Annotated in this window: 20 protein-coding genes; 10 read left to right on the top strand and 10 right to left on the bottom strand. The window is 35.2% G+C overall.

Going from position 1 to position 26,298, the window contains the following annotated elements; all coding sequences use genetic code 11:
* Positions 1 to 389: 389 nt before the first annotated feature.
* Positions 390 to 1,451: an alkaline phosphatase D family protein gene (locus tag EKL95_RS13710; protein WP_126564427.1), complete on the bottom strand. Its 1,062-nt coding sequence runs from the start codon at positions 1,449 to 1,451 to the stop codon at positions 390 to 392.
* 346 nt (positions 1,452 to 1,797) lie between these two features.
* Here EKL95_RS13710 and EKL95_RS13715 point away from each other — a divergent pair, with 346 nt between their 5' ends.
* Entirely contained in the window at positions 1,798 to 4,266 is a 2,469-nt protein-coding gene (locus EKL95_RS13715) for a zinc-dependent metalloprotease (RefSeq protein WP_126564428.1), read from the top strand.
* Between the two features lie 90 nt (positions 4,267 to 4,356).
* On the opposite strand, the gene EKL95_RS13720 is transcribed toward EKL95_RS13715, so the two are convergent.
* Positions 4,357 to 5,775, bottom strand: coding sequence for an adenosine deaminase (locus EKL95_RS13720; RefSeq protein ID WP_126555546.1), 1,419 nt, complete (start codon positions 5,773 to 5,775; stop codon positions 4,357 to 4,359).
* A gap of 373 nt (positions 5,776 to 6,148) precedes the next feature.
* Between EKL95_RS13720 and EKL95_RS13725 the strand changes: the two genes are divergently transcribed.
* On the top strand, positions 6,149 to 7,681 hold the full coding sequence (locus EKL95_RS13725; protein ID WP_126564429.1) for a SulP family inorganic anion transporter: 1,533 nt from the start codon (positions 6,149 to 6,151) through the stop codon (positions 7,679 to 7,681).
* Positions 7,682 to 8,208: 527 nt separating this feature from the next.
* Here EKL95_RS13725 and EKL95_RS13730 read toward each other — a convergent pair.
* Positions 8,209 to 8,736, bottom strand: a complete 528-nt coding sequence (locus EKL95_RS13730; protein ID WP_126564430.1) for a GNAT family N-acetyltransferase — start codon at positions 8,734 to 8,736, stop codon at positions 8,209 to 8,211.
* Between the two features lie 170 nt (positions 8,737 to 8,906).
* On the opposite strand from EKL95_RS13730, the gene yaaA reads away from it, so the two are divergent.
* Positions 8,907 to 9,665 (top strand): peroxide stress protein YaaA, encoded by a 759-nt coding sequence (yaaA, locus tag EKL95_RS13735; protein WP_126564431.1) that lies wholly within the window; start codon positions 8,907 to 8,909, stop codon positions 9,663 to 9,665.
* A gap of 23 nt (positions 9,666 to 9,688) precedes the next feature.
* Here the strand turns inward: yaaA and EKL95_RS13740 are convergent, their stop codons facing one another.
* The 4 genes from EKL95_RS13740 to EKL95_RS13755 form a co-directional block, all read right to left on the bottom strand.
* Entirely contained in the window at positions 9,689 to 11,272 is a 1,584-nt protein-coding gene (locus EKL95_RS13740; RefSeq protein WP_126564432.1) for an MDR family MFS transporter, read from the bottom strand.
* 65 nt (positions 11,273 to 11,337) lie between these two features.
* Positions 11,338 to 12,417: an HlyD family secretion protein gene (locus tag EKL95_RS13745; protein WP_126455910.1), complete on the bottom strand. Its 1,080-nt coding sequence runs from the start codon at positions 12,415 to 12,417 to the stop codon at positions 11,338 to 11,340.
* Positions 12,418 to 12,427: 10 nt separating this feature from the next.
* Positions 12,428 to 13,759 carry a TolC family protein gene (locus EKL95_RS13750; protein ID WP_126564433.1) on the bottom strand — a complete coding sequence of 444 codons (1,332 nt, stop codon included), beginning with the start codon at positions 13,757 to 13,759 and terminating at the stop codon, positions 12,428 to 12,430.
* 52 nt (positions 13,760 to 13,811) lie between these two features.
* Complete coding sequence (locus tag EKL95_RS13755) at positions 13,812 to 14,465, bottom strand: TetR/AcrR family transcriptional regulator (RefSeq protein ID WP_126564434.1); 654 nt, start codon at positions 14,463 to 14,465, stop codon at positions 13,812 to 13,814.
* Between the two features lie 242 nt (positions 14,466 to 14,707).
* Between EKL95_RS13755 and EKL95_RS13760 the strand changes: the two genes are divergently transcribed.
* Positions 14,708 to 15,265 (top strand): DUF4494 domain-containing protein, encoded by a 558-nt coding sequence (locus EKL95_RS13760; RefSeq protein ID WP_126564435.1) that lies wholly within the window; start codon positions 14,708 to 14,710, stop codon positions 15,263 to 15,265.
* Between the two features lie 108 nt (positions 15,266 to 15,373).
* Here EKL95_RS13760 and EKL95_RS13765 read toward each other — a convergent pair whose 3' ends face one another.
* On the bottom strand, positions 15,374 to 15,904 hold the full coding sequence (locus EKL95_RS13765) for a GNAT family N-acetyltransferase (RefSeq protein WP_126555440.1): 531 nt from the start codon (positions 15,902 to 15,904) through the stop codon (positions 15,374 to 15,376).
* 419 nt (positions 15,905 to 16,323) lie between these two features.
* Here EKL95_RS13765 and EKL95_RS13770 point away from each other — a divergent pair, with 419 nt between their 5' ends.
* Together EKL95_RS13770 and EKL95_RS13775 are read left to right on the top strand one after the other, a co-directional pair.
* Positions 16,324 to 16,860, top strand: coding sequence for a lipocalin family protein (locus EKL95_RS13770; protein WP_126564436.1), 537 nt, complete (start codon positions 16,324 to 16,326; stop codon positions 16,858 to 16,860).
* A gap of 143 nt (positions 16,861 to 17,003) precedes the next feature.
* Positions 17,004 to 18,182: an MFS transporter gene (locus EKL95_RS13775; protein ID WP_126564437.1), complete on the top strand. Its 1,179-nt coding sequence runs from the start codon at positions 17,004 to 17,006 to the stop codon at positions 18,180 to 18,182.
* A gap of 87 nt (positions 18,183 to 18,269) precedes the next feature.
* Here EKL95_RS13775 and EKL95_RS13780 read toward each other — a convergent pair whose 3' ends face one another.
* Complete coding sequence (locus EKL95_RS13780; protein WP_126564438.1) at positions 18,270 to 20,789, bottom strand: M14 family metallopeptidase; 2,520 nt, start codon at positions 20,787 to 20,789, stop codon at positions 18,270 to 18,272.
* A gap of 224 nt (positions 20,790 to 21,013) precedes the next feature.
* Between EKL95_RS13780 and EKL95_RS13785 the strand changes: the two genes are divergently transcribed.
* Positions 21,014 to 21,946 carry a peptidylprolyl isomerase gene (locus EKL95_RS13785; protein ID WP_126455419.1) on the top strand — a complete coding sequence of 311 codons (933 nt, stop codon included), beginning with the start codon at positions 21,014 to 21,016 and terminating at the stop codon, positions 21,944 to 21,946.
* A gap of 144 nt (positions 21,947 to 22,090) precedes the next feature.
* Here EKL95_RS13785 and EKL95_RS13790 read toward each other — a convergent pair whose 3' ends face one another.
* Positions 22,091 to 22,975 carry a transporter gene (locus tag EKL95_RS13790; RefSeq protein WP_199736844.1) on the bottom strand — a complete coding sequence of 295 codons (885 nt, stop codon included), beginning with the start codon at positions 22,973 to 22,975 and terminating at the stop codon, positions 22,091 to 22,093.
* A 123-nt stretch (positions 22,976 to 23,098) separates the two neighbouring features.
* Between EKL95_RS13790 and EKL95_RS13795 the strand changes: the two genes are divergently transcribed.
* The 3 genes from EKL95_RS13795 to EKL95_RS15245 all read left to right on the top strand — a co-directional run bounded on the left by EKL95_RS13795 (position 23,099) and on the right by EKL95_RS15245 (position 26,291).
* Positions 23,099 to 23,383, top strand: a complete 285-nt coding sequence (locus EKL95_RS13795; RefSeq protein ID WP_126455421.1) for a DUF4834 family protein — start codon at positions 23,099 to 23,101, stop codon at positions 23,381 to 23,383.
* Positions 23,384 to 23,431: 48 nt separating this feature from the next.
* Complete coding sequence (locus EKL95_RS13800; RefSeq protein WP_126564439.1) at positions 23,432 to 25,852, top strand: YfhO family protein; 2,421 nt, start codon at positions 23,432 to 23,434, stop codon at positions 25,850 to 25,852.
* Between the two features lie 235 nt (positions 25,853 to 26,087).
* The gene (locus tag EKL95_RS15245; protein WP_233579320.1) at positions 26,088 to 26,291 is read left to right on the top strand and encodes a hypothetical protein; all 204 of its coding nucleotides are present in this window, start codon (positions 26,088 to 26,090) and stop codon (positions 26,289 to 26,291) included.
* Positions 26,292 to 26,298 lie beyond the last annotated feature (7 nt).

Below are 26,298 nucleotides of genomic sequence, written 5' to 3' on the forward strand. Positions count from 1 at the left end.
TAAAAATAAGTATTTTTCGACTAAATCTGTTTTCGGACAGTTGATTTCTTTAATAGATGATTCAATGATTCAGAAAGCTGGTGTCCGAGCGGAAATAATCCCAACGGCTAGCGCGATGCCTCTGGCTCGTGCCCAATGTCATTAAGTTAAGGATTTTCATATTGTATCTTTATGATTTTTAAGTACTACAGTTCTACCTAAGTCTTAGTTATGTTTGCAACCGAGTGAATGAGATTGCTAAAAAAATAAGAATAGTCACTGAATTCATTCTTTATCCAGACTTATTTTCAATATAAAAATATCTTGAGCTTGTTTATATGGTTTAGGAAGCGAACTTTTGATTTTTAAGAAAATTATAGGCTAGCATAAAAAATCATTCTTAAAATCTGCTATTTTCTAAAACTAATTTCATCCAACCCAATTGTGTATTCTGCACGTTGATTATTATTGATATCCCAAATTTCCATTTTTATTTGAGGAATTTTTTCCCCCCAATTAATTGTTAATAAGCCAAAATGGTTATCCATAATAGGGCCTTCAATTCTATTTTTGTTGGGTGTCGCAAAGTGCCAGGTGGAGGAAAGTCCGCTGGAGGTAAAGTCGTAAATAGGATATAATCCGGGTTCTGTAAGTTTAGAAATTTCACCATAATGAACGTCTCCGGTCAAAAACAAAATACCGTTTGCTTTGGTTTTCTTGATTAGATCTAAAAATCTTTGTTGCTCCAGCGGAAAATTAGCCCAGCCTTCATACCCGTTGTACTCAATCCCAAACTGGGATCCTGAACCAATTAGGCGAAGATCAGCTGGTTTTTGTAGTTCTGTTTCTAACCATTTCCACTGTTCTGCTCCTAAGTATGTGGAATCCGGGTTTTGTACTGGTGCATAGTCCAAGGAGTAAAAATAACGTTTGTCATCCTCAAGTTCGTTATTATATAGCTTGTAATCATCCCGGAAAGTACGGTTGTCTAACAGGATAATCTGTACTTTTTTGCCTTTAGTTTCATACAAATAAGAGGTATATATTCCCTCGTGTTTTCGTCTTTCGGAAGCTATAGGTTCCCCAAAAAAATTAAGAAAAAGTTCTTTTGATTCTTTCTTTTTGGGATAATGCCTTCCTGCATCATTTTGGCCGTAATCGTGATCATCCCAAGTAGCTATGATAGGCATATTTTTTTTCAAATTTTGAAAAGTAGGTTTAGCTGCCAATCGCTCGTATTTGGCTTGCAGTGTGTGCATATTTTTAGTGTCACCGTAAATATTATCGCCCAGAAATATAAATAAATCTGGTTGGTGTTTTACCACGACATCTAAAATAGACAGGGAATTACTTTGGTTTGAACACGATCCAAAAGCAATTTTTGAAAGGTTCTTTTGCGAGTAACCATTGCAGGTAAGCAATGTTAAAACTGCTAAAAACAAGTGTATTTTAAAGAGATTATTTTGAATCATTTTTTATTGTTTTGTTTTATAATTGTATTTAAAAGGAGATTGGTTGTCCAAAAAAATTAATGCTTCTCTACAAATCACATGGCGACTTTTAGAAAGTATTTTTAAACGGTGACAATTAAAAATATAGGTTTGAGTAATAATTTTGAACTTAATTGTAAAAAAATAATCTTCCCAAATGTAATAAAAAAAGGGATCTAACTAAAATCACATTAGAAACGTATTGCTACTATATTACCTTAAAACAGATTGGTTTGCTGTTAATTAAAAGTTAAACCAATAGATTATATGCAATTTACAGGTGCTAAAATTTATTTTTGATATTGATTAACCAATAAAAAACCTATTAATGAAGAAATTTTTCATTTTAACTGCAATCGCAGCATTAATGCTTGTGCCTACAACCCAATTTGCACAATCGAAAAGAAAAAAAGATAAAAACACCACTGTAGCCCCTCCACCAGAAAAGAAACCAGAAGCTACCATCAAGGAATACAGCAAGGTGATTACCAAAGACGCCGTTTCTGACGAAGGTTTGTTTATGGTACACAAAGTGGACAAAAAATATTTTTTCGAAATCCCGAATAAATACTTGGATAAAGACATGCTTTTGGTAAGTAGGTTGGCTAAATTACCGGCTAATTTAGGAGGCGGATATGTAAATGCGGGTTCCGAAACCAATGAACAATTAATTATCTGGCATCGTTTTCAGGACAAAATTCTGATCAAATTAAAATCATTTAGTGCCGTTGCCAATGACAGTTTACCCATTAGTATTTCAGTAAAATCAAATAATTATGAACCTACTTTATTTGCTTTTGATATTGTAGCATTTAGTAAAGATTCTTTAAATACCGTTATTGATGTGACTAAATTTTATAGCACTGATGTCAAATCAATCAGCGGTTTATCTAGTGAAATGAGAGAAACCTATAAAGTAAAAGGCCTCGATGAATCCCGCAGTTTTATCAATACGATGAAAAGTTATCCTATGAATATTGAAGTGGTTCAGGATTTCACTTACAATGCATCTAAACCGGCTGTTCAGGAAGATGCAGAAACAATTAGCATCCAAATGAATCAATCGATGATTTTGTTGCCAGAAAAACTGATGCAACCCAGATTAGCAGATCCGCGAGTGGGTTGGTTTACCATGAGCCAGATTGATTATGGAAGTAATGAATTGAAATCCGACAGTAAAACCTATATCCGCCGTTGGAAATTGGAACCAAAAGATCCTGTCGCTTACGCAAAAGGTGAACTGGTAGAACCCATCAAACCTATTGTGTACTATTTAGATCCTGCCACGCCTGAAAAACTACGCAAATACATTAAACAAGGAATTGAAGATTGGCAAAAGCCTTTTGAAACTGCTGGTTTTAAAAATGCAATTATTGCCAAAGACGCGCCTACTAAAGACGAGGATCCTGATTTTAGCCCGGAAGACATTCGGTATTCTGTGATTCGTTATGTAGCGAGTACGACGCGTAATGCGGTTGGACCAAGTGTTTCTGATCCCAGAACGGGAGAAATTATCGAGAGTGATGTTATTTGGTACCACAATCATTTGCGTTCCTATAGAAACCGTTATTTGTTAGAAACCGGAGCAGCAAATCCTTCAGCAAGAACCTTGAATACCACTGACGAAGAGATGGGTGAAATGATGCGCATGGTTATTGCACATGAAGTAGGGCATGCGCTTGGTTTTCCTCATAATATGGGAGCGAGTTGTGCGTATGATACTGAAAATTACAGAGACGGTGCCTTTACTCAAAAAAATGGAATTGCAGCGAGTTTGATGGATTATGCCCGTTTTAATTATATCGCTCAACCTGGAGATAAAGACATTCGTTTCATACGCCAGATGGGGCCTTACGATCATTATGCAACCAATTGGGGCTATAGAGTTATTCCTAATGCCTCTTCTCCGGAAGTAGAAGTGCCTATTTTAGACCAATGGATTATGGGAAAAGCAGGAAACCCTGTTTATAAATATGGGAAACAAAGTAGTAGTTTTGATCCAACTTCACAAACGGAAGATATCGGAAATAATTCCATGAAAGCAAGTTCATACGGACTTAAAAACTTGCAATATGTAGCTTCTCATTTATCAGAATGGACGAGTGATGTGACTAATAACTATGAGGATTTAGACGAATTATACAAAGAAATGCTGGATGTCTGGAGTAGATATGTGGGACATGTGGTTACGAATGTGGGCGGTGTTTATGAAACAACCAAAAAGCCAAACCAAATCGGAAATATTTATGAAATTGTACCAAAAGCAAAACAACAAGAAGCCATGCAATGGTTACAAGCCAATGCTTTTACTTCTCCAACGTGGTTGGTGAATGTAAGTACATTGAAAAACATTGATTACTCCGGTTACACAGAACGTTTTCGAAATTTACAAGCCAGACATTTGAATGCTATGTTGAGTTTTGAACGAATTGGTCGATTGATGGATGCGGAAATCATGGGAACTACTAATTATAAAGCATTGGATTTATTGAGTGATATGCGTAAAGGAATTTGGAAAGAAGCCAATTTAGCTTCGAATGTGACTATTTACAGAAGAAATTTGCAACGCGCATACATTGAAAGAATGAGTTATCTGATGAAAGAAGAAATTAAATCCGGACGTTCTTCTGACTATTATAATGTGGCTCAGTCCGATGTGAGAGGATTGGTGAGAGGCGAGTTGAATGCATTAAAAACCACCTTAGCAGTTGCTAAAACCAGAGTTGTAAATGCAGAAACAAGATACCATTATGAAGACGCGATTAAAAGAATTGAATTGATTTTAAATCCAAAATAATCAAAACTTAGATTCTGTTTTACAAAAAAAATCCGCTTTCGAGCGGATTTTTTGGTGTTATAAAAAAAGATTTTATACTATGAAAATGATTTACTTCAAAGGAAATGTAGCTTCGAAAGCCTTAAATCTGGACTCTAAATCATTTAGCAATTGTTTTTTTACAGAAGCCTCTTTGATGAAACTGTACTGAATGCTGTTGTACACATATTGCTTTATATCTTTATAGGAAACGTCTTTGTATCTTTTGGCTAACAAGACATATTGTTCGGTCATATTCGTGCGTAAAATCCCGGCATCATCCGTACTAATTACGATTGGCACGCCAAATTCTTTATATAAAGTCAATGGATGACGGCTTTCTTTTACCTTCAAAATAAACTCATTACTTACTAAATTGATTTCGATAGGAATGGTTTTCTTTGCCATATAACGCAGCAAATTATACGAATCTTTCTCGTAGGCCATATCTACTCCGTGCCCAATACGGTTGGCTCCTGCAGTATAAACGGCGGATCCAATATGCCACGTTAACTCTTCTGGTTGTACCAAACCAAGCGTCAACTCGCCGGCGTGCATTGTATATTTTACATTTGGATAACGGGAATGACAGTATTTAAACATTAGCATGTGTAACCAATAATCCTTCATCGAGGTTTCGCCATCTTCCGGAGAAACAATGTTAACTCCTGCCATCAGTGAACTTTCATCTGCAGATATGAATGCGATTACCAGATTTTTGAATAAATCTACGGGTTCCATAAATCGCAATACAAAATTTTGATACCGCATTGTAAATTGCTTGTCATCGATTTTAAGGTCTTTGTGCAGCTTAGTAACAAAATTGGTATTGAAGGCTTTAGCATAGGATTCGGCATCTTTTTTTAGTAGTGAATTGTACACCGAATCCAATGATTTTAAAACTGCTTTTTCATCTTTTGCTAAAGCTGATTTTCGCAATCTGGAATTGAATTTTGTTAAATCATCGGTATTCATATCTGTTGGGATTGTAGACAATTGGGTTTCAATATAACTGACATTTTCTGAAATAGCTCTGTTTTTAAGTTCCAATAATCCTTGTCCAAAATTCCCTTTGATGGCCGGTTCGAACTTCATAAATGATTCGAAAAACAACTTGTCGGATGGATAATCTACATCATTATAGTCTTTTATAGACCACTTTTGCATGATTTTTTGCTTATATGCTTCTAATGTTCCGTTATTTTTCAATGTCGAAAATAGTAGCCAGTTTCCCGTTGCTGGTTTTTCTTTTAACACATCCATCGTCTCAATATTGAGATAAAAATCGTCTGCAATAGCGCGTTGCAATATGGATTCAGCGTAAATGGAACCTGAGAAATGATGATGCAAATCACCGCCTTTTGGCATTTGCGAAAAGAAAGCAGTTAGTTCCGCTTCATTGTTTCTGATCTTTTCAAAATAGTCATTCGTGGATTGTGAGTAACTATTATTTAAAAAAAGTGCGAAGAATAAAGTATAGAGTAATTTCATGATTTTTTAATTGTATTGATAGTATTTTGCTGGTTCTTTTTTCAAAACGGTTTTTTTGCTTTTAAGCTTTTAATGCAAAGGATATTTTTTTATGCTTGAATCTATTGATGTGGCATTTAAACCCTTGTTTTTGAAAAAAAGATATACCTTTTGCCAAATTTAAGCAATTTCACTTTCTGTTTGGTGAAACAATTAAAAAGTTTTATTTTTGCAACTCTTATGAAAAACGGTACCATTCTAATCTCTCAAGGTACTCCGCCTTGATTTATAGTTTTTAAATTAAAAGAGTTTTTAAAAACATTTTATCGCATTTTTTGTCGATACAACTTCTTTATATGAAATTGTACCAAAATATTCTTATTATAATTATCACATGAAAAAAGTATTTAACTTATTTGATTTTTCACGGCAAGTCAATTACAAAACTGAAATTTTAGCAGGATTAACCGTGGCTATGACTATGATTCCGGAATCATTATCTTTTGCAATAGTAGCAGGTTTTCCGCCATTGATGGGTTTATATGCGTCTTTTATTGCGGGATTGATTACGGCTGTCTTTGGTGGTAGACCGGGAATGATTTCTGGAGGAGCAGGAGCAACGGTAATTGTTTTAATTGCTTTAATGAATTCAAATGGATTAGAATATGTTCTTGCAGCAGTTGCTTTGGCCGGAATTTTACAAATTTTAGTAGGGCTTTTTAAACTTGGAAAATTTATCCGACTGGTGCCACAGCCCGTTATGTTTGGTTTTGTAAATGGATTAGCCGTCATTATTTTCATGTCGCAATTGGATCAATTCAAAACCTTTGTTAATGGTAAAAGCGAATGGCTTTCTGGAACTTCTTTCTTTATTATGGCAGGATTAGTTGCATTGACAATAGCAATTGTGGTGTTGCTACCCAGACTAACAAAAGCAGTTCCATCTTCATTAGTGGCAATTATTGTGGTATTTGGACTGGTTTTTTTCTTTGGAATTGAGACTAAAACGGTGCGGGATATCGCTTCCGTAAGTGGCGGTTTTCCACCTTTTCATATTCCTAATATTCCTCTTAACCTGCAAACGTTACAAATAATATTTCCTTACGCATTAATCATGGCTTCTGTGGGATTGACAGAAGGGTTATTGACCTTGAACTTAGTCGATGAAATAACTGAAACAAAAGGCAAAGGAAATAAAGAGTGTATCGCCCAAGGAAGTGCTAATATTTTGAATGGTTTTTTCTTTGGAATGGGCGGTTGTCCTATGATTGCACAAACATTAGTTAATCTTTCGGCGGGTTCCAGAGCGCGATTATCAGGAATCATTGCTGCACTAACCATACTTGTAATTATTTTGTTTGGTGCTCCAATAATTGAACAGTTACCTATGGCGGCTCTGGTTGGTGTCATGATTATGGTAGCAATTGGAACATTTGAATGGGCGAGTTTCAGAATCATCAATAAAATGCCAAAACACGATATTTTTGTTGGGATTTTAGTGGCACTAATTACTATAGTACTACACAATTTGGCTTTAGCCGTCTTAGTTGGAGTCATCATTTCTGCATTAGTTTTCTCTTGGGAAAGCGCCAAAAGAATTAGGGCTAAAAAATACCTAGATGATAAAGGAGTGAAGCATTACGAAATTTATGGGCCTTTATTTTTTGCTTCAACAACCGCTTTTTTGGAAAAATTTGATATTTTGAATGATCCAAACGAAGTCATTATTGATTTTAAAGAAAGTAAAATTACCGATATGAGTGCTATTGATGCCGTAAATAAAATTACAGAGCGGTATGCAAAAGTCGATAAAACGGTTCATTTGCGACATTTAAGCGAAGATTGCAGAGTGTTACTAAAAAACGCGGATAGCGTAATTGACGTAAATATTTTAGAAGATCCTACTTATAAAGTTGTTGTTGATTAGCATTACAACTTGAAGCTATTCAAAAAAGAATAGCCACAGATTCACTGATTTTATTTTTTATTCGAATTAAAATCATTAAAAATGTAGCGATAATCTTATTGTTTATTTTTATAATAAGCTATACTTTCATCGCCTCTGCTGCTAATCATCCTGTTTTGAGAGCGGCATTGATAGAACTATTCAGTAAGTTGTCGCCACAAATGAACAGCGTATCTGATATTTTTATTTCCGAAACATCAATCGTATTTCGCACACTTGCCTGATTAGGCAAAGCATAGTCAATGTGATACGCCTTTAGAATTTTCCACGAACTTATTTTTGAACCAAAGGGTATTTATTTTATCTTTTAAATTCCCAACGGGAGCAAAAAGAGTGGCAATTGCGGCCGAGGGTCTTCAGAATGGATCTGCCAGTCCAGCTCCCACAATAATTACATCCTGTTTTATAGCTTTTTGATAAATTTTCGTATAAAAACAGACCAAATAGAGTTTTATAGTCACTTAAATAAACGACAATTTAAATTTTGATTATTGTTGCTGTATTTGAAATTGCATCATTAAGTCAATTTGTTCGTCATTTCCTAAGGTAAAAATGTGTTTGTCAAATACTACAAATCCATTTTTAGTATAAAATCGAATGGCTCGGTGATTTTCTTCCCAGACACCAAGCCAAATATAATCAACGCCAGTACGTTGTGCAATCTTTTTTACTTCGTTCAGCAACAGTTGCCCAATGTTTTTACCATGAAAAGTTTGTAAAACATAAATCCGATGTATTTCTAAAGCATTTTTGTTTATGTTTTCCGTTTGAGCATCACCTATGTTTATTTTTAAATATCCAACGATTTCTGATTTTGAAATGGCTATATAAAAAAAGGAATTTGGATTGTTCAATTCAGTTGTTAATTGTACTGCATTGAAGTTTTTTTCGATGTAATTAGTGATGTTTTCAGGGGTGTTTACAGCGGCATAAGTTGCTGTAAATGTTTGGATACTTATCTTTTGCAGTTCTTTAAGATCAGCGATTGTAGCTTTTCTAATTTCAATTAGATTCATGTTGACCTACTCTTTGTGTTATTTTTAAACTCAAAAATACCAAAAAAAAGGTTGCTAAACTAAATCCTCTAGTACACTATTAAACAAATTAGTTTAAAGGCTCTTGATTTCTTGATTTCAATTAGTACTTTTGGGAGAATTAATAAAAAGCGCTCGAAAGAGTAATGTGTATGAAAATTGTAATATCGCCAGCCAAGTCGTTAAATTTAGAGAAACAGCTACCTACGGAGTTGCACACCCAACCTTTGTTTTTAAAAGAATCGCGAGAAGTCCACAAAGTTTTAAAAGAGATGAAGCCTGCTGATTTATCAATTTTGATGAGTATTTCAGATAAGTTAGCAGATTTGAACTGGAAACGAAATCAAGATTGGAAAACACCTTTTACCACTTCAAATGCACGTCCGGCTGTGTTTACTTTTGATGGTGATGTGTACATTGGATTAGATGCCTATTCGATTCCAGGAAAAAAAACAGAAGCTTTACAAGATCGTTTAAGAATCCTATCCGGTTTGTATGGCTTGCTGAAACCATTGGATTTAATTCAGGCGTACAGATTGGAAATGGGCACCAAATTACCCATTGGCGAAAGCAAAAATCTGTATGAATTTTGGAAACCAATCGTTACAAAAGCTTTAAATAAAGAGCTCAAAGAAGACGAATTGTTTGTCAATCTTGCAAGTAAGGAATACTTTTTGGCAATTGATGTCAAGGCGTTGAAAGTTCCTGTGATCACTCCGGAATTTAAAGAGTACAAAAACGGAAAATTAAAGATCATCAGCTTTTTTGCCAAAAAAGCAAGGGGAATGATGGTGCGTTATATTATTGATACGGATGCTCAAACGATTGAAGATTTGAAAGGGTTCAATTATGATAGCTATCAATTTGATGCAAATTTATCGGAGGGCAATCATTTGGTTTTTACCCGTTAGAGACGCTATTAATCGGCTCTTTATTAATGCATGGCATCAGCAGGATTGATTTTGTTTTTCCCTTTTTTGATAAAAAAGATGATTGGAATACAACACAGAAACATAATTCCCAGATACAGAAAAATATCCATATACGATAAAACGGTACTTTGTTTCATCACTGAATAATCAATAACCTGATAGGCTTTTTTCAGCGATTCATTAGCACTAAATCCTTTTGACATAAACCCTTTTTGCAACATTATAACGCGTTGTTGGACTTCGAACTTGCTGGCATCTAAATTTGAAATCAAATTTACTCTGTGTTCCTGACCAAATCTCGTGATAAAGGTGGTGATAATTGCTATTCCAAATGAACCTCCCAATTGGCGCATCATTCCTGTAAAGGCTGCCCCTTCGCCAATATCCTTTCCTTTTAAGGTGGAGAGTGACAGTGTAGTTATGGGTACAAATAGCAGTCCCAATCCTATTCCTCTTAAAATCAATCCCCAATACAGATGCTCAACACCCGTATTAGGAGTCAAGCTGTTGTGCATCATCATCGTAAAGAAAAAGAAAATCAAAAATCCAAGACCCACCATATAACTTTGCGGAACACCTCTTTGAATTAATTTCCCAATAATAGGCATCATAATAGCGGTGGTGATTGAACCCGGAATAAGCAATAATCCTGCGTCTGTAGCGGTCCAGCCTAGAATTGTTTGGGTATAAATTGGAATTATTAAGGTAGAACCATAAAGACCAAAGCCCAATATGAAACACATTATGACACCAATTCTTAGATTTCCATCTTTTAAAACCCTCAAATTGACAATAGGATGTTTATAGGTCATTTCTCTCCAAATGAATAATATTAAGCCAAAAACGGATACCGTACTCAAGAATATAACTGTTATATTGTTGAACCAGTCATCTTGTTGTCCGTGTTCTAGAACATATTGCAAAGAACCAATAAATACGGTCAACAGAAAAATTCCTAACCAATCCACCTGTTTGGCTTTTAGTTTTTCTCCATATTTAGGACTTTTTACAAAAGTTAACGCTAGAATAGTAGCTATGATACCAATGGGAATATTGATATAAAAAATATAAGGCCAAGAGAAATTGTCAACAATATAACCCCCTAATGGCGGACCCAAAGTAGGTCCCACTATAACTCCCATTCCATAAATAGCCTGTGCCATACCTCGTTTTGCAATGGGATAACTCTCCGTTATAATGGTTTGTGCGGTCACTAATAAAGCACCACCTCCCAAACCCTGAATAAATCTAAACGTAATAAGTTCCCATATATTATTGGCATTGCCGCACAAAAAAGAGGCTACTGTAAAAATTATAATGGAAGTCACAAAATAATTTCGTCTTCCAAATTGTTGTGAAAGCCAGCTGGTCATAGGGATTACAATCACGTTTGCAATAGCATAAGCAGTAATGACCCAAGCAACATCATTTAATGTGGCACCCAGACTTCCTCTCATGTTTGTAAGTGCCACATTGACGATAGTGGTATCTACGATTTCAAGTAAAGCACAAAGTACTGCTGTGATCGTAATAAGAACTCGTCTGTAGCCATATTCTACCAAATCGTCTTCTCCTGCTTGTACCATTTATACTAAAGTGTAAACTATCATTTTATTAAAAGAGGTGCCGTTTTTAATTCAAAAAAACAGCTTTAATCTAAATGTACATCAACATCTACATTCATTCCCGGACGCAGTAATTTTATTTTTTCAGGGTCATTTGTTGAAATCAAACTTATTTTAACAGGTAATCTTTGAATGGTTTTTACAAAATTTCCTGTGGCATTATCTGGCGGTAACAAGGAGAAACGGGATCCTGTTGCTGGGGAAAAGGAAGTAATGGTTCCCTTGAAATCATATTCGGGATACGCATCTACTTTTACGATTACTTTTTGGCCAATAACCATTTTGTTGAGTTGCGTTTCTTTGAAATTAGCAACTACCCATGCTTCATTGTTGTTGATAATATAAAATAGGGATTGCCCTGGTTGCACTAGTTGTCCCGGCTGAATATCAATTTTTGATACCTGACCATCAATAGCAGCAGTGATCGCAGTGTAGGTTAAATTTAATTTTGCGGCATCAAGCATTGCTTTTGCTCTTTGTATATTGGCTGCAGCCACTTCTGTCTGTTTACCTGAAACTTTAGATTTAGCTATAATAACTGATTTTTGAAAGGCAGTGGCTCTTTCTTGTTGTTGTAACACGCGTACTTGACTTTCAGCTTCCAGTTTGGCGGCTAAAGCCTGTTCGTATTGTTGTTTTGTGATCGAATGGCTTTTGTATAAATTATCATATCGATTGTAATCACTGGTTATGCGTCCCAATCTTATTTTTGCGGATTCGATATTACCACTTGCAGATCGTACATTGGCATCCGAAACAGAAATACTGGCTAAAGCACTGCCTATATCAGCTTTAGTAACTTCAAAATTACCTTCAGCGCCAATCATTGCAGCATGTGCTTCTTCAATTTTTAACTGGTAATCCCTTTTGTCAATGGTAAAAAGCGTATCGCCTTTCTTTACAAAATCATTGTCCTTGATGTACACTTTATCCACATATCCTGAAACTCTTGGGATAATTGGGTTCATGTTTTTTTCAATTTGCGCATCATCAGTTTCTTCGTGAGATTGTGAATGCAGGTATTTAAAAGTTCCGTACGTCCCACCTAAAACTACCAATGCCACTAGGATTATGATAAATTTTGTATTTGTTTTTTTGTTTTCCATGGTAGGTATATTATAATTTTGAAAGTGTGAAGGTTTGAGATAATTGGCCGGTTACCGAGAGTAACTCATAGTATTTTTGAATGGTATTGGCTTTGGCCAAAGTCTTGTTGATTTTAGAACTCAATTGCTCTACATCAGCCTCCAGTAAATCATTGGTGTCCGAAAGACCGTTGTCATATTTATCTTTGATGATTCTGTAATTTTCAGAAGATTGTTCCAGCGCTTGTCCATATACAACATCTTGTTTTAAAGCTAAATCATAATCTTCAATCGCTTTTTGAACTTGGATTTTAATATAATCCGTTAGTATGGCTTCAGAGTTTTGGACTTCTAAAAATTTATTTTCGGCCAGCCGCACTAAAGTTCCGTTTTTTAGAATGGCACTCAAATCATACGAAAGCCCGATGCCTATATTCATCGCGTTTTGCACCGTAATCACATTGCTCAGGTCTAATGCCGTATACCCGCCAACTAACGCAATGGCCGGATAGTACGACCCTTTAGCTATTTTTATATTGGCTTCACTGGCTTTTCCCTGAAACCGAAGGGCTTCTAAATCCTTCCGATTTTCTAGTGCCGGTAATTCATTTTCAGGGATATTAGTCATTTGGAAATCGGCAAAATCACGCTCTCGAATCTCTAATTTTGTGTCCGGATTTAGTTTTAAAAGCGTAACCAGATAAAAGTTGATGATTTTTAAATTATTATTTGTTTCGTCTAATGACAATTGGATTTTCGAAGCCTGTAATTGGGATTTTAACAAATCATTTCTGGGGATAATTCCGTTTTTTTCAAGGGCTATAAAATCGTTTACCCGCTGTTGCGCACTTTTTTGATTTTCTTTTAGTAGTTCAATTGTTTTCTGGGCTTTGTATAAACTGGCATAATAATCAATCACCCGCAACGCAATTTCCTCCTTTGTTTGCAATGCCGTAGCCATTTCTGCCTGATACAAATTTTCATAAACGGTAATGCTATTTTGAATTTTAAAACCTGAGAAAACCGGAACACTAGCATTCAACTGTCCAATCATCAATTGATTGACAATTGGGAGTGCTTCCTGAGTTCCTGTATTATTTTGATTGAGTTTGAAATTAACGGAAGCATTTGCTAATCTTTGGTATTGCCCTGAAAGTTTCAAATCAGGATATTGATTGTTTTTGGTAGATTGCAGTTCGTACTTTTTAGTTTTTACTTTTGTATTGGCTAGTGTAACTTCATTACTTTTGGCCCAAGCCAAATTGATGGCTTCGTTCAATGTTAAACTTGTTTTTTTTTGCGCTGCTGCAGATGAAATTCCAATGAAGAAAATCACAATGAGCATGAATGGACTAACTTTCATACGTAGATAATTTTTGTTTTTTGTAGGAATATGGAATTCGCATAGGTCTTTATTATTGTTTGCATAGCATTTCTGGTGTGCCCATTTCATAGATCAGAAGTGCCTTTACAGTTTGTTGAATGTGCGTTGTCAAATTGGTTTTGATGTAATTATTGTATAAATCTTCAGTTTTCAAGTTTAATAAATTTTCGAAGAAAGGTTTGTTCATGTGAAAATGAAAAAAAGTGCCCAGAATTGTGGGTGTGATAAGCGGAATAATAATATCTTTTCTGAAAATGCCTTTATTCTGGCCTTCTTTAATTATAATTTCAAGGGATTTTAGATTTCCTTTTTTTAATTCTGAAAAAACCGAAAGATTTTGTTTGCTTTTTTTGGAGGGGAATTCAAAGTGTAATATTCTATAAATCCCTCGATTACTATTGATTCTGTTGATGTACAGTTCAATCAGCTTATTGATTTTGTCAAGGGGTTCCAGATCTTCCAGCAATAAATGTTCTAATTGATTTTTAAGATCTGAAGTTCTGTACACTATAAGCGATTCCAGTAGTCGCTCTTTGGACCCAAAATAATACGAAACCATAGCAATATTGATTTTTGCCTCTTTTGCTATGTTCCTAATCGAAGTGCCGTCAAATCCCTTTTCTGCAAAAAGAGTTTCTGCAACTTCCAGGATTTGAATTTGTTTGTCGTTAAAATTATGTTTCAATGGAATTTAATTTTTTCAAAAACAAAACTAAACAAGCGTTTAAATTAAACAACCGTTTGGTTTTTATTTAACATTGTTTTAACATTTTAAATAAAGCCGAACGGTTTTTTTATTTTTGATAGTCTCAAAAAGGAAGGTTTCGGGAACGGTGACTTCTATCTAAGATTGTGAATATCTATTTTAGGAATAGTAAATTTAGTTTCCTTTAAAATCTATCTTTGACATCCTAAAAATAAAATAAAATGAGCACAACTTGGTACGAATGCAAAGTAAAATATAGAAAAACAGATGAAACTGGCGGGCAAAAAATTACGACCGAACCCTACTTGGTAGATGCGTTATCTTACACAGAAGCCGAAAGCCGAATTAATGAAGAAATGTCAGCGTATATCAGTGAAGAATTCAAAATCACGAATATAAAAGTGGCTAATTATGCTGAGATTCATCCTTTTGAAAATGCAGATCGCTGGTTTAGATCTAAAGTTTCATTACTCGCCTATGACGAAGAAAGTGGCAAAGAACGCAAGACCAATATGTATTTATTAGTGCAAGCCAATGAGGTAAAAGAGGCTTATGATAATACTATCAGTGTGATGAAAGGCACGATGGGAGATTATACGATTCCTGCTATTTCAGAATCTCCTATTATGGATGTTTTTCCGTATTTCAGTGGAGAAGAAGGAGAATTGGAACAATTAGAAAGGTTCAATGCAATCAAAGCTTCTAAACCGGAAGCAACTGTCGAGATAGAAGATCACATGGAGTTTGAAACCGCTCTTGAAGAAGAAGCTGCAGTTTAAGATAAGTTGTATTAAATAAAACTCACCGCAAATTCGCAAATTATAGAAACCGTTGCTAACTGTTTTTATCTGCGAATTTGCGGTTTTTAAATTTTAATACTAAGTTTTTTATAATTCCAATTGGTTCTGTCTAGCCAAGACTTTCTCGTATGCTTTTCGTGGGCTTCCTCTAAAATAAACTTCGCCACAATAGGTATAACCTGAACTTTCAAAAATTTTTATCATGGCAATGTTGTCAAAATTGGTGTCTGCTTTTATGCTGTAAATGAGGTTGCTTACCGCAAAATCCTCAATGTGTCTGAGAATCATTTTAGCCAAGCCTTTGCCTAAATACTTTTCAGCAATAGCTACGCGGTGCAGTACAACAAAATCATCATTGGTTAACCAGTTTCCTTCAATTTTCTCATAAGCAGGCTCGTCATTGATTAATACCGCACTATAGCCAATGATGGTTTCTCCTTCAACCAAAACAAATCCTTCCCCTTTTTCTATATCTTTTTGTACAACCTCTGGATTTGGGTAACCGTCTTGCCATTGATTGCTGCCGTCTTTTTTTCTTCGAATGATAGCTTGTTGTAATATCTCCCATATTGGAGATATCTCAGAGGATTCTGCTTTTCTAAAGTGATACTTGATCATTGTAATTTAAGTTTTTTAGGGTATTCGCTAAAGTATTTCTGCCGCTTACAAAGGGTACTAAATTAGGTTTTATTTTTCGTTTTTTTTTAGCTTTGGTCTATAAAAGAGTGTTTTTTTATACTCAAAAGAAGCTGTAGAGTACAAATGAATCAACTTCTGGAACGTTTATGGAATGACAGAACAGAACTGTTGAATAAAAAAAAGACTACAGCAATTCCTGAAATTAAACTAGAGTCAAATTTAACAATGATAGCGGTGGTGGGCATCTAACACTATTTGTCAATAGATAAAATACGTTTTTTATGTTTCATAAGTGTGTAAATTATTCGAGCGCAATACCCAAAACAAATCCTAAAGTATTCTAAATTGTATTGATTTACAGTTTTTTATTTCTGAATTTTGATATCTAAAGATAGATCATGAAAAAGAAAATTCTGGCCTTAGGAAGTCTAACATTGCTCTCAGTAACTTTATTCGTAATGAATCTGTGCCACTCTACACCTAAAAAGGTAAAGGCAATACAAAATTTTGATAAAGACAAATTTCTAGGCAACTGGTACGAAATTGCACGGCTGGATTTTGTTTTTGAAAAAAATTTAAACAATACCACAGCTAAATATTCACTCAATAAGGATGGAAGTCTTAAAGTGATAAATCGGGGTTTTAATTTTATAAAGAACAAATACGTTGCAGCTACAGGCAAGGTTAAGTTTGCGGGCGATTCAAACACCGGAAAATTAAAAATTTCTTTTTTTGGTCCATTTTATTCAGGGTACACCATTATAGCACTTGATTCGGATTATAAATATGCTTTGATGGCTGGGAGAAGTCTTAAGAATTTATGGTTTCTTTCACGAGATAAAACAATGCCTCAAAATATAAAACAAGAGTATCTAAAAACAGCACAAGACCTTGGCTACAATACTTCCCAGCTCATTTGGGTCCAACACAATTAATTGATACAATTGAAAACGTACTTGCTTATTTTCAATAATTGGTACTTAGTACGTTCCAATTGAAGCCGTAAATTGTGCAGGAATGTATGAAAAAAAATATTTATTAATTTTTTCAGGAAAAATTAGAATAGTATTTTTGTCACATGAATTTATCCAAATCAAGTGTTTTGTTTATGGCAGCCTGCACTGGACTTATTGTTGCCAACCTCTATTATTGCCAACCCTTAATTATTTTAATAGCAGCCGAATTTAAAATTCCCGTTACGGATTCCGGTACAATAACCTACCTGACGCAAGCAGGTTATGCTATTGGACTTTTTTTTATGGTTCCGCTTGGCGATAAGATTGAACGTAAAAAACAGATTTTAATCACCACTTTTGCCTCAGTAATAGCCTTGATTATTGCGGCTACTGCCCAAAGTTTTGTGGTGCTAGAAATTGCTTCATTACTTATAGGTATTACGTCTATAGTACCACAATTGATTTTACCTTTGGCTGCCTCTTTGAGTAAGCCGGAAGAACGGGGTAAAGTGGTAGGGACCATTATGAGTGGTTTGCTTGTGGGGATATTATTGTCTAGAACCCTTAGCGGCTTTATTGGAGATATTTGGGGCTGGCGAGCCATGTTTTGGATAGCCGCCGGAATATGTCTTTTTATTTTTTTTGTAATCTACAAGCAATTTCCATTCAATCAACCAGTATTCGGGGGAACTTATGCGCAATTAATCCAATCGCTTTTTTCTTTGATAAAAACCCAACCGTTATTGCGAGAAGCAACCGTGATGAATGTATTTTGTTTTGCTCAATTTGGAGCGTTTTGGACCACAATGGTGTTATTGCTTTCTGATGATCCTTTTCATTTTAATAGCGCAACAATAGGTCTTTTTGGCGTGGTGGGAGCTTCCGGAGCATTAGCGGCACCTTTGGTAGGTAAAATCGGAGACAAAGGCAGTTCTAGAGTTGTTGTGGGATATGGCAGTTTATTGATGTTAGTCAGTTTTGTTATTTTTTATTTTTCAGCACAAAGTATTATCGGAATAATTATAGGGATTGTCTGTATTGATATTGGTTTACAAAGTGTTCATATTTCAAATCAAACCCGTGTATATTCAATACTTCCAGAGGCACGAAACCGTATGAACACCGTGTATATGTCGTTTAGTTTTTTAGGAACTGCGGCAGGTTCAGCTTATGGTTTGATGTTATGGAAATATGGAGGCTGGAAGGCTGTTACTTTGGGTTGCATTATTTTGTCATTATTAGCATTAACTGTGTATGCAGTTACTTATAAACGCAAAGACAAAGTGCAAAAAGTACAATGAATTGAGTGTATAAAAAAAGCGCAAAGTATTTTGACTTTGCGCTTTTTTTATAATACTCTGAAATACTTTAAAAAAAAATATAGTTTTTTACATGAGTTTGCCAAAGAAAACAGCATTCCAAAATAATTTTTCTGTTCCCAGCCAGAAGGCTCGGAAATTAGTATTGTCTGTGAAAATTAAAATAGCTCCATCTCCTTTTCGAATGGCTTGAAACGGTACGGTTTCTTTTAACAACTCCAGTTTTGGTTTCGAAATGTAACCGCTCAACAATGGATTTTTAGTATATTGGATTGGATTACCAAAACTGTTTTTATTGGGTTCAATAAAAATAGAGGAGTTTCTGAAAATAGGCATCGTATTTCGTGGCATTCCATAATTAATAGGATGTGATAAATCTAATCTGGTTTCAAATATTGCCCCGCCAATCTCTTGTGCTCCCGTGAAATCACTAGTTTGTTCAAATGAAATTGCTTTAGCTTCATTTTTAGTAGTTTTCAAAGTTAATTCAATTAATTTACTATCATTCAGCCATTTAATAGCATCCTGATACGCAATTAAAGTTCCTCCACTTTGAGTCCACTGCTCTATTTTAGCTGCTGTAGCTGGTGAAAGTCCACCATAATTTCCATTGACCATGATCAAAGTTGTATAACCGCTTAGAGTTACTCTTTGTAGTTGTTCCATATCTATTTTAGTCAATGGAATTTGTGCTTTTTGATCAAATAAATGCCATAATTCTCCCGCATCTGATGGATCAACACCACGTCCCACGACCATAGCTACTTTAGGCATGGTAAGATTGACTAGATTGGGATTTCCTAAATTGGCACCATCAGTAAACCCGGTTTCTACGGCGGTAATAGCAATAGCGTATTCCGGGATAATTTGGTTCAGGTACGCATACATTTCATCTGAACTCATTGTCTGATTCTGAACAGGTACTAACAAACTCCCATAGGAAAAAGTTTTTCCGTTGTGGACAAATGGTTTCTTAGTGGTTTTTATACGCAGTCCTTTGGCCTGTAATTGGTATAAAAGTTTAGGAGAATTGTAGTCTGTCCATTCGATTAGGTATCCTACATCACTTTTTTGATTGACCGTTCCGGGTTTCAATACATTTTCGTAACGTGCCCCGGCTTGTGAAAGGGAATTCAGTTCCTCAAAATTTAAATTGAAAGCCAGATCAAAATTCCATGCTGAAATGTCATAAAAGATACTGTCTTTGAACTTGGTTTGTCTATCAAAAATAGCGTGTATGAGCTTTGAGTTTTTTTGTTCCATGGGAATAATAATACTCAAATCTTTACTGAATTTCTTTTTGTTGATGGTGATGTCTTCTTTCAATTGCAGCATTTCAATTTTATGCTGGCTAAGTATTTTGGCGAGTTCTTGAACTTTAGTAGCATCTTTTTCGTCTCCAAATACATAGCCTTTTGTTTTGTTTCTTTTACTTTCGGCACTGGAATTAGTAAAAAAATCGCGTTGGTATTCCAGCAACTCTTTTCGCATTTCATACGCAGCCTGTACTGATGACAAGCTGGTTGTAAATTGATTTTTGATGGTAAATGGAAAAGTGATTATTCCGTTTACGCTTTGTTGGGCATGTCCTCTTGAACTCGCTTGTTCAAATAAAATACCGATACCTCCATTGATGTCAGGATAGGTAGATCCTTTGCCGTAATAAAAGTCATCAAAACCATCTTCGACATAATAAAAACTTCCAATTTTATCCAATGCTTTGGCATGGTAGCCTGCAATTTTTTTGGTTAGTTTTTGGTTTAATTCAGGAGTGAGTGGGTTGGTGCGACTTTGAACTCCCGGCTGAAAAAAGTAAGTCGAATTAGTTCCCATTTCGTGAAAATCACACAATACATTTGGCATCCATTTCCTGAAAGTCCTAATGCGCGCCTGACTTTCTGGAAGTTGAACGGGAAGCCAGTCTCTGTTCATGTCAAACCAGTAGTGATTAAATCTTCCGCCTGGCCATGCTTCATTAAATTCTCGGTCATTAGGATCTGTTACTAAGTTTTTACTTTTATGGCTGTTCACCCAAGTTGAAAAACGATGCAAACCATCTGGATTTAAACTTGGATCTAATAGAATAATCGTATTATCCAGCATTTTTTTTAGTTCAGGACTTTCTGAGGCTGTAAGATAATAGGCCAGAGCAATTGCGGCACCGGTTCCGCTGGATTCATTTCCATGGATTGAATAGCCTAAATAGAGTACGATAGGCAAATTAGATACATCCGAAGCATTAGTATCTGAATCCGATAAAGCGAGGTGTTTTCTATGAATTTCATCAATTTTTGCTAAATTTTCAGGACTTGAAATGGTAAGTAATTGTAGTGGACGGTTTTCATAAGTGTAACCGGTTGTTTCTATTTGCACTCTGTCAGAAGCTTTTGCAATAGCTTCCATAAAGCGAACTACTTGATTGTGATCAGTATGCATTTCTCCTAATTCAAAATTAAAAACACTTTTAGGTGTCGGAATTTTGTCATTGTACGTTTCGTTTTGCGGCAAAAAATACGCTAGCGGTACTGGTCTTTCTTGTGCATTGCAAATGAAACTAAAAAAGAATAAAAGGTAATAAATAGATTTCATAGATAAATAGGTTTTTAGTGGTGACGGTATAAAAAGAATCATTTGAATACAGGTTGTGTTAGAATTACATCAAAGATTAAATTTCAAGTGGCTTTAAATAGGATCCTTTTTAAGACAGAAAATTGGAAGAAATTTCAAGATGATTTATCAAATGTAACGTTTTAGTGAATAGGTTCAAATAAATTAATTTTGTAAATTTGCATTTCAATAAAAATTAAAAAGCAATGGAAAACGGAATATATGCTAAGTTCAACACCACAAAAGGGGCTGTTTTAGTAAAACTAACACACGATTTGACTCCTGGTACAGTTGGGAACTTTGTAGGATTAGCAGAAGGTAACTTAGAAAATAAAGTTAAACCACAAGGAGTTAAGTTTTATAATGGATTAAAATTTCACAGAGTAATTCCTGATTTTATGGTACAAGGCGGTTGTCCACAAGGAACAGGAACTGGAGATCCAGGGTACAAATTTGATGATGAGTTTCATCCAAGTCTAAAACATGATCGTCCGGGTGTTTTGGCGATGGCCAATTCAGGACCAGGAACGAATGGTTCTCAATTTTACATTACACACATTCCTACGGAATGGCTGGATAATAAGCATACTGTTTTTGGTCATGTAGTTGAAGGTCAGGATGTCGTTGATGCTATCGCTCAAGGCGATGTTTTAGAGACTTTAGAGATCGTTAGAGTAGGAGATGAAGCTAAAAATTGGAATGCAATTGAAGCTTTTATTAGCTTTAAGGGATCACGGAACAAACGTGATGCCACTTTGAAAGCCGATGCTGAAGCTGCGATGGAAAAATTAGCTGCGGGTTTTGAAAAAACAGAAAGTGGACTGCGTTACCAATTCATCCAAAGAGGAGAAGGTAAAAAAGCAGAAAGCGGAAAAACCGTTGCTGTTCACTATGAAGGTTCATTAGAGAATGGAAAAGTGTTTGATTCCTCTTATCCAAGAAAAAAACCAATCGAATTTAGATTGGGGCAAGGTCAGGTTATTGAGGGTTGGGATGAAGGAATTGCCTTGTTGCGTGTAGGTGACAAAGCACGTTTTGTGATTCCATCTCATTTAGGGTATGGATCTCGTGGTGCCGGAGGAGCAATTCCGCCAAATGCTACTTTGATTTTTGATGTAGAATTGATGGAAGTAAAATAGTTTTTAGTACTCTTTTCAGCGACTAGAAAAGACAAATACAAAGAATCCCAAAACGAAAGTTTTGGGATTCTTTTATACCGCTTATTTTACTGTACTTATTTTTATATTTTTTCGCTTATTTTTAAGGCTTTTTTATCGGAATACTTAATTGTCAATATTTATTCTTACTTCTTGGTAATTGGCATCATAGCGCCAGGAAAAACCAATACCTCCATACAGTGCAGATGGAGTATCTTTAAGACTTGTACTTATTGAGGCATCAATTTGCATGTCTTTATTTAACAAATAAGCAGCGCCACCACGCACAATTGCATCGCTGTAAAAATCACTTTTGAACCCCTGATTTTCTACAAATCCGGACCATTTGTCATTAAACCCTCTAGTCAAAGTTAGCACGTAGCCATAACTCGGGAAATCAGTTGTAATATAGTCAGCAATGATATTCGTCACAAAAACCCACCTGCCATCACCTAAATGATTTTGGGTAATCAACATAATTTTTGGAGATATACCGGATTCAGTGGAAAAAGAATACGGATTGTTTGCCATTGTAAAATTAGCTCCTGCAAATATAGATACAGCAGGAATTAATTGATGCCAGTCAAAACTGCGATTGGCTTTCCAGCTGTAGAGGTTTGTTTTTTTTTCATAATTCCGGAAAGGATCATACACTAAATATTTAGCTCCCAGAACCGTTTGCTTAAAGTCTGCACGATTGCTTTTGTTGAATAAAGAAGTGTACAGTTCGTTTTGGTATTGTATATCGGCTATCAATTCCAGCTTTTCCATGAATAATCCCCATCGCAATGTGGCATCAATCCCAAAACCGTTTGCATCATAGTTCAATAAACGATGGTTTTGTTTGATCCCGTAAACACCAGTTTCTATTTGGATAACAGACTTTCCAACAGCAAAAGCCGACATGGTTTCACCCGGTCTGTTCGAATTGATTTGATCCGTATGTTGCCCATAATGAATACTTGGAATCATTGAGAGAGCTACAATTAGTAAGATTTTGATTTTGGACATCTTATTTTTTTTAGTTAAAAAGTAACAACGCTTTTCAAATGTACTATATTTTATTATTTATTTAAGAGAGATAGTTTAATTTTGAACAGTTGATTTATTAATTTTGGAAAAAATTACACTTATATGCAAACAGCTTCATTTACGGGTTTTATAAAAGCACTTTTTTATATGATTGCTTTCTATTATATTTTTAGATTTTTGGCTAAATTATTTCTGCCATTATTAGTAAAAAAAGTAGTGCAGAAAGCAGGCGAAAACATGCAGAAGCAACAGCAGTATGCACAAGAGAATACGTGGCAAAAAACGCAATCTAAGGAGGAAGAAGTTCTTTACACAACAGCAAATACTAAAAACCCACGCGAAACCAAAAAAGTGGGCGATTATGTAGATTACGAAGAAATAGATTAAATTTGTCATTATTAGCATCATTTTTACTATAATCCAAACCATTTTACATTGAAAATAATAAATAAGTTCTATCCACACGCCTTAGCCATACTTGGTTTTGTTGTGATTTCTCTGCTATATTTTTATCCTGTGTTGCAAGGAAAGCAAATTTTCCAGTCTGATATTGTGCAATATACAGGAATGGCCAAAGAGCAAAATGACTTTAGAGCCACCGATGATGTGGAGCCGTATTGGACTAATTCCGCATTTGGAGGTATGCCAACCTATCAACTAGGAGCAAAATATCCACACGATTATATTGGTGCGATAGACGATGCATTGCGATTTTTACCGCGTCCTGCGGATTATTTATTTTTATATTTTCTTGGATTTTATGGCTTGATGCTGGTATTAAAAGTGGATCCTTTAAAAGCCTTTTTTGGTGCATTAGCCTTTGGTTTATCTACCTATTTGATAATTATTCTTGGAGTTGGTCATAATGCTAAAGCACACGCTATTGCGTATATGCCACTGGTTATTGCTGGATTTATTTTGGTGTTTCAAAAAAAATATATTCTTGGAGGTTTGATTACGCTTTTTGCGACAGCATTAGAAATCAATGCGAATCACTTCCAGATGACCTATTATTTATTGATTTTCTTATTGATTCTTTCTATATATTTTGTGTGCCAGCAAGTAAAAGAAAAAGACTATAAATCGCTACTGTATTCATTTGGAATACTTGCGGTTGCGGGAATATTTGCTATTGGCACCAATGCGACTAATTTATTAGCTACTGCCGAATATGCAGATTTTAGTACTCGAGGGAAAAGTGAATTAACCTTTAATCCTGATGGTTCAAAAAAGGATAGTAATAGCGCCTTGACGTATGAGTACATAACGGAATACAGTTATGGAATTATGGAAAGTTTTAATCTGATAGCGCCCCGACTTTTTGGAGGCTCAAATAATGAGGCAGTAGGAAAAGACAGTAATATGTTTGAACTAATGGTGGGCAAGGGCGTACCAGAAGATCAGGCAACTGATTTTGTTTCAGGAATGCCAACCTATTGGGGAGATCAACCCATAGTTGCTGCTCCCGCATACATTGGTATAGTGGTTTTCTTTTTGGCTATTATGGCCTTGTTTATTGATACACGCAAAATAAAATATGTATTCCTTTCTGGAGCTGTAGTTGCTTTGATACTTTCATGGGGGAAGAATCTTCCTTTAGTGACTGATTTTTTTATTGACTATATTGCTATGTACAATAAATTTAGAGCAGTTTCCTCCATACAAGTTATTCTTGAATTGTGTTTTCCTGTTCTGGCTATTATGGGATTGCAGTCTTTCTTTACATTGGACAAAAAACTACAAAAGAAAGCCGTAATGGAGACCGGTGTTTTAGGGCTGGGATTAATACTGATCTTGTTTTTTAGTAAAAGTATGTTTAGTTTCTCTGGAGGTAATGATGCGTATTATCAACAAAGTTACGGACCTGACTTTGTTAATGCCTTAAAACAGGACCGAATGAGTTTGTATAGTGCTGATTTATTGCGATCTGGTTTCTTGATAGTAATTACAGCGGGTATTTTATGGTTGTTTATTAAAGATAGGTTTGCTCAGAAAACCGCTATTATACTTGTAGGCTTATTGATGGTTTTTGATTTGTTTTTTGTTGATAAAAATTATGTGTCAGGAAAAGATTTTGTCAGCGGCAGGGAAGTGGAAGTCCCATTTCAGGAAACAGCTTCCGATGTTGAAATTCTCAAGGATACAACTCATTACAGAGTTTTTGAAGTAAGTGGAAACTTGTCCAGCGCACGTGCTTCTTATTTTCATAAATCAATTGGTGGCTACAGTGCCGTGAAGCCGCGAAGAATGCAACAATTATTTGATTATCAAATTGCCAATAATAATATGGAAATCCTAAACATGCTAAATGTCAAGTATGTAATTCAGACGGATAAGGAAGGAAAAGAATTTCCAACTTCGAACCCAAATGCCAATGGGAATGCCTGGTTTGTAAGCAGTGTGAAAGTGGTTAATACCCCTGATGATGAGATGAAATCTTTAGGACAACTAGATACTAAAGATGTCGCAATATTTAACCGGCATGAGCATGGATCTAAGTTTAGAAATGTTGGATTGAAAAGGAGATGGGATACCAGTGGAACCATTCAATTAGATGTTTACAAACCCAATTATCTTAAATATACTGCTAATAATACTAAATATGCTTTGGCAGTTTTCTCTGAAATATATTATGAAAAGGGATGGAATGCCTATGTTGATGGCGTAAAAACAGTTCATTTCCCTGTTGATTATGTATTGAGAGCACTAGTTCTTCCAGGGGGGCAACACAAAATAGAATTCAAGTTTGAACCTCAAGTTATAAAAACCGGAAGCACGATTACGTTGGTAAGTTCCATAGGAATGTTGTTGCTTTTGATTGGTGGGATTTATTTTGAAAGAAAAAAAAGGCGTTAGCTGTCTGATATTTATTTGTAAATTTGATCTAATAAATTTCGAATACATTCTAAATTTTTAATGCAATGGGTAAAGTCAAATTAAATCACGAACATCAACAGTAAAGGAGGCTAGATATGTTGAGGAAACAAGAGGATTGACTTATCAGCAACGTTTTGAAAAACTGATGGCAATAATCGAAATATCTTGCTTATTAAAGGCAGCAAAGAAATATTCAAAATCAAAATAATTTGAAATGAATATGCATAAACAAATAATAGATGTTTGGAAGTACTTGTCAGAAAACAAGGTAAACTATTTAACTATCGGTGGATTTGCAGTAAATATTTACGGCTACGGAAGAAACACAGGAGATATTGATATTTTCATTGAAGATACGATTGCTAATCGTGGAAATTTAAGAAATGCGATCAAACAAATTGGTTTAGGTGATTTTTAAAGTATTA

The sequence above is a fragment of the Flavobacterium sp. LB2P53 genome (assembly GCF_003970305.1).
GTDB lineage: Bacteria > Bacteroidota > Bacteroidia > Flavobacteriales > Flavobacteriaceae > Flavobacterium.

Bases quoted from the DNA above. Each gene is read 5' to 3' on its own strand.
- EKL95_RS13710 (WP_126564427.1), bottom strand. From the start codon at position 1,451: ATGATTCAAAATAATCTCTTTAAAATACACTTGTTTTTAGCAGTTTTA.
- EKL95_RS13715 (WP_126564428.1), top strand. From the start codon at position 1,798: ATGAAGAAATTTTTCATTTTAACTGCAATCGCAGCATTAATGCTTGTG.
- EKL95_RS13720 (WP_126555546.1), bottom strand. From the start codon at position 5,775: ATGAAATTACTCTATACTTTATTCTTCGCACTTTTTTTAAATAATAGT.
- EKL95_RS13725 (WP_126564429.1), top strand. From the start codon at position 6,149: ATGAAAAAAGTATTTAACTTATTTGATTTTTCACGGCAAGTCAATTAC.
- EKL95_RS13730 (WP_126564430.1), bottom strand. From the start codon at position 8,736: ATGAATCTAATTGAAATTAGAAAAGCTACAATCGCTGATCTTAAAGAA.
- yaaA (WP_126564431.1), top strand. From the start codon at position 8,907: ATGAAAATTGTAATATCGCCAGCCAAGTCGTTAAATTTAGAGAAACAG.
- EKL95_RS13740 (WP_126564432.1), bottom strand. From the start codon at position 11,272: ATGGTACAAGCAGGAGAAGACGATTTGGTAGAATATGGCTACAGACGA.
- EKL95_RS13745 (WP_126455910.1), bottom strand. From the start codon at position 12,417: ATGGAAAACAAAAAAACAAATACAAAATTTATCATAATCCTAGTGGCA.
- EKL95_RS13750 (WP_126564433.1), bottom strand. From the start codon at position 13,759: ATGAAAGTTAGTCCATTCATGCTCATTGTGATTTTCTTCATTGGAATT.
- EKL95_RS13760 (WP_126564435.1), top strand. From the start codon at position 14,708: ATGAGCACAACTTGGTACGAATGCAAAGTAAAATATAGAAAAACAGAT.
- EKL95_RS13765 (WP_126555440.1), bottom strand. From the start codon at position 15,904: ATGATCAAGTATCACTTTAGAAAAGCAGAATCCTCTGAGATATCTCCA.
- EKL95_RS13770 (WP_126564436.1), top strand. From the start codon at position 16,324: ATGAAAAAGAAAATTCTGGCCTTAGGAAGTCTAACATTGCTCTCAGTA.
- EKL95_RS13775 (WP_126564437.1), top strand. From the start codon at position 17,004: ATGAATTTATCCAAATCAAGTGTTTTGTTTATGGCAGCCTGCACTGGA.
- EKL95_RS13780 (WP_126564438.1), bottom strand. From the start codon at position 20,789: ATGAAATCTATTTATTACCTTTTATTCTTTTTTAGTTTCATTTGCAAT.
- EKL95_RS13785 (WP_126455419.1), top strand. From the start codon at position 21,014: ATGGAAAACGGAATATATGCTAAGTTCAACACCACAAAAGGGGCTGTT.
- EKL95_RS13790 (WP_199736844.1), bottom strand. From the start codon at position 22,975: ATGTCCAAAATCAAAATCTTACTAATTGTAGCTCTCTCAATGATTCCA.
- EKL95_RS13795 (WP_126455421.1), top strand. From the start codon at position 23,099: ATGCAAACAGCTTCATTTACGGGTTTTATAAAAGCACTTTTTTATATG.
- EKL95_RS15245 (WP_233579320.1), top strand. From the start codon at position 26,088: ATGAATATGCATAAACAAATAATAGATGTTTGGAAGTACTTGTCAGAA.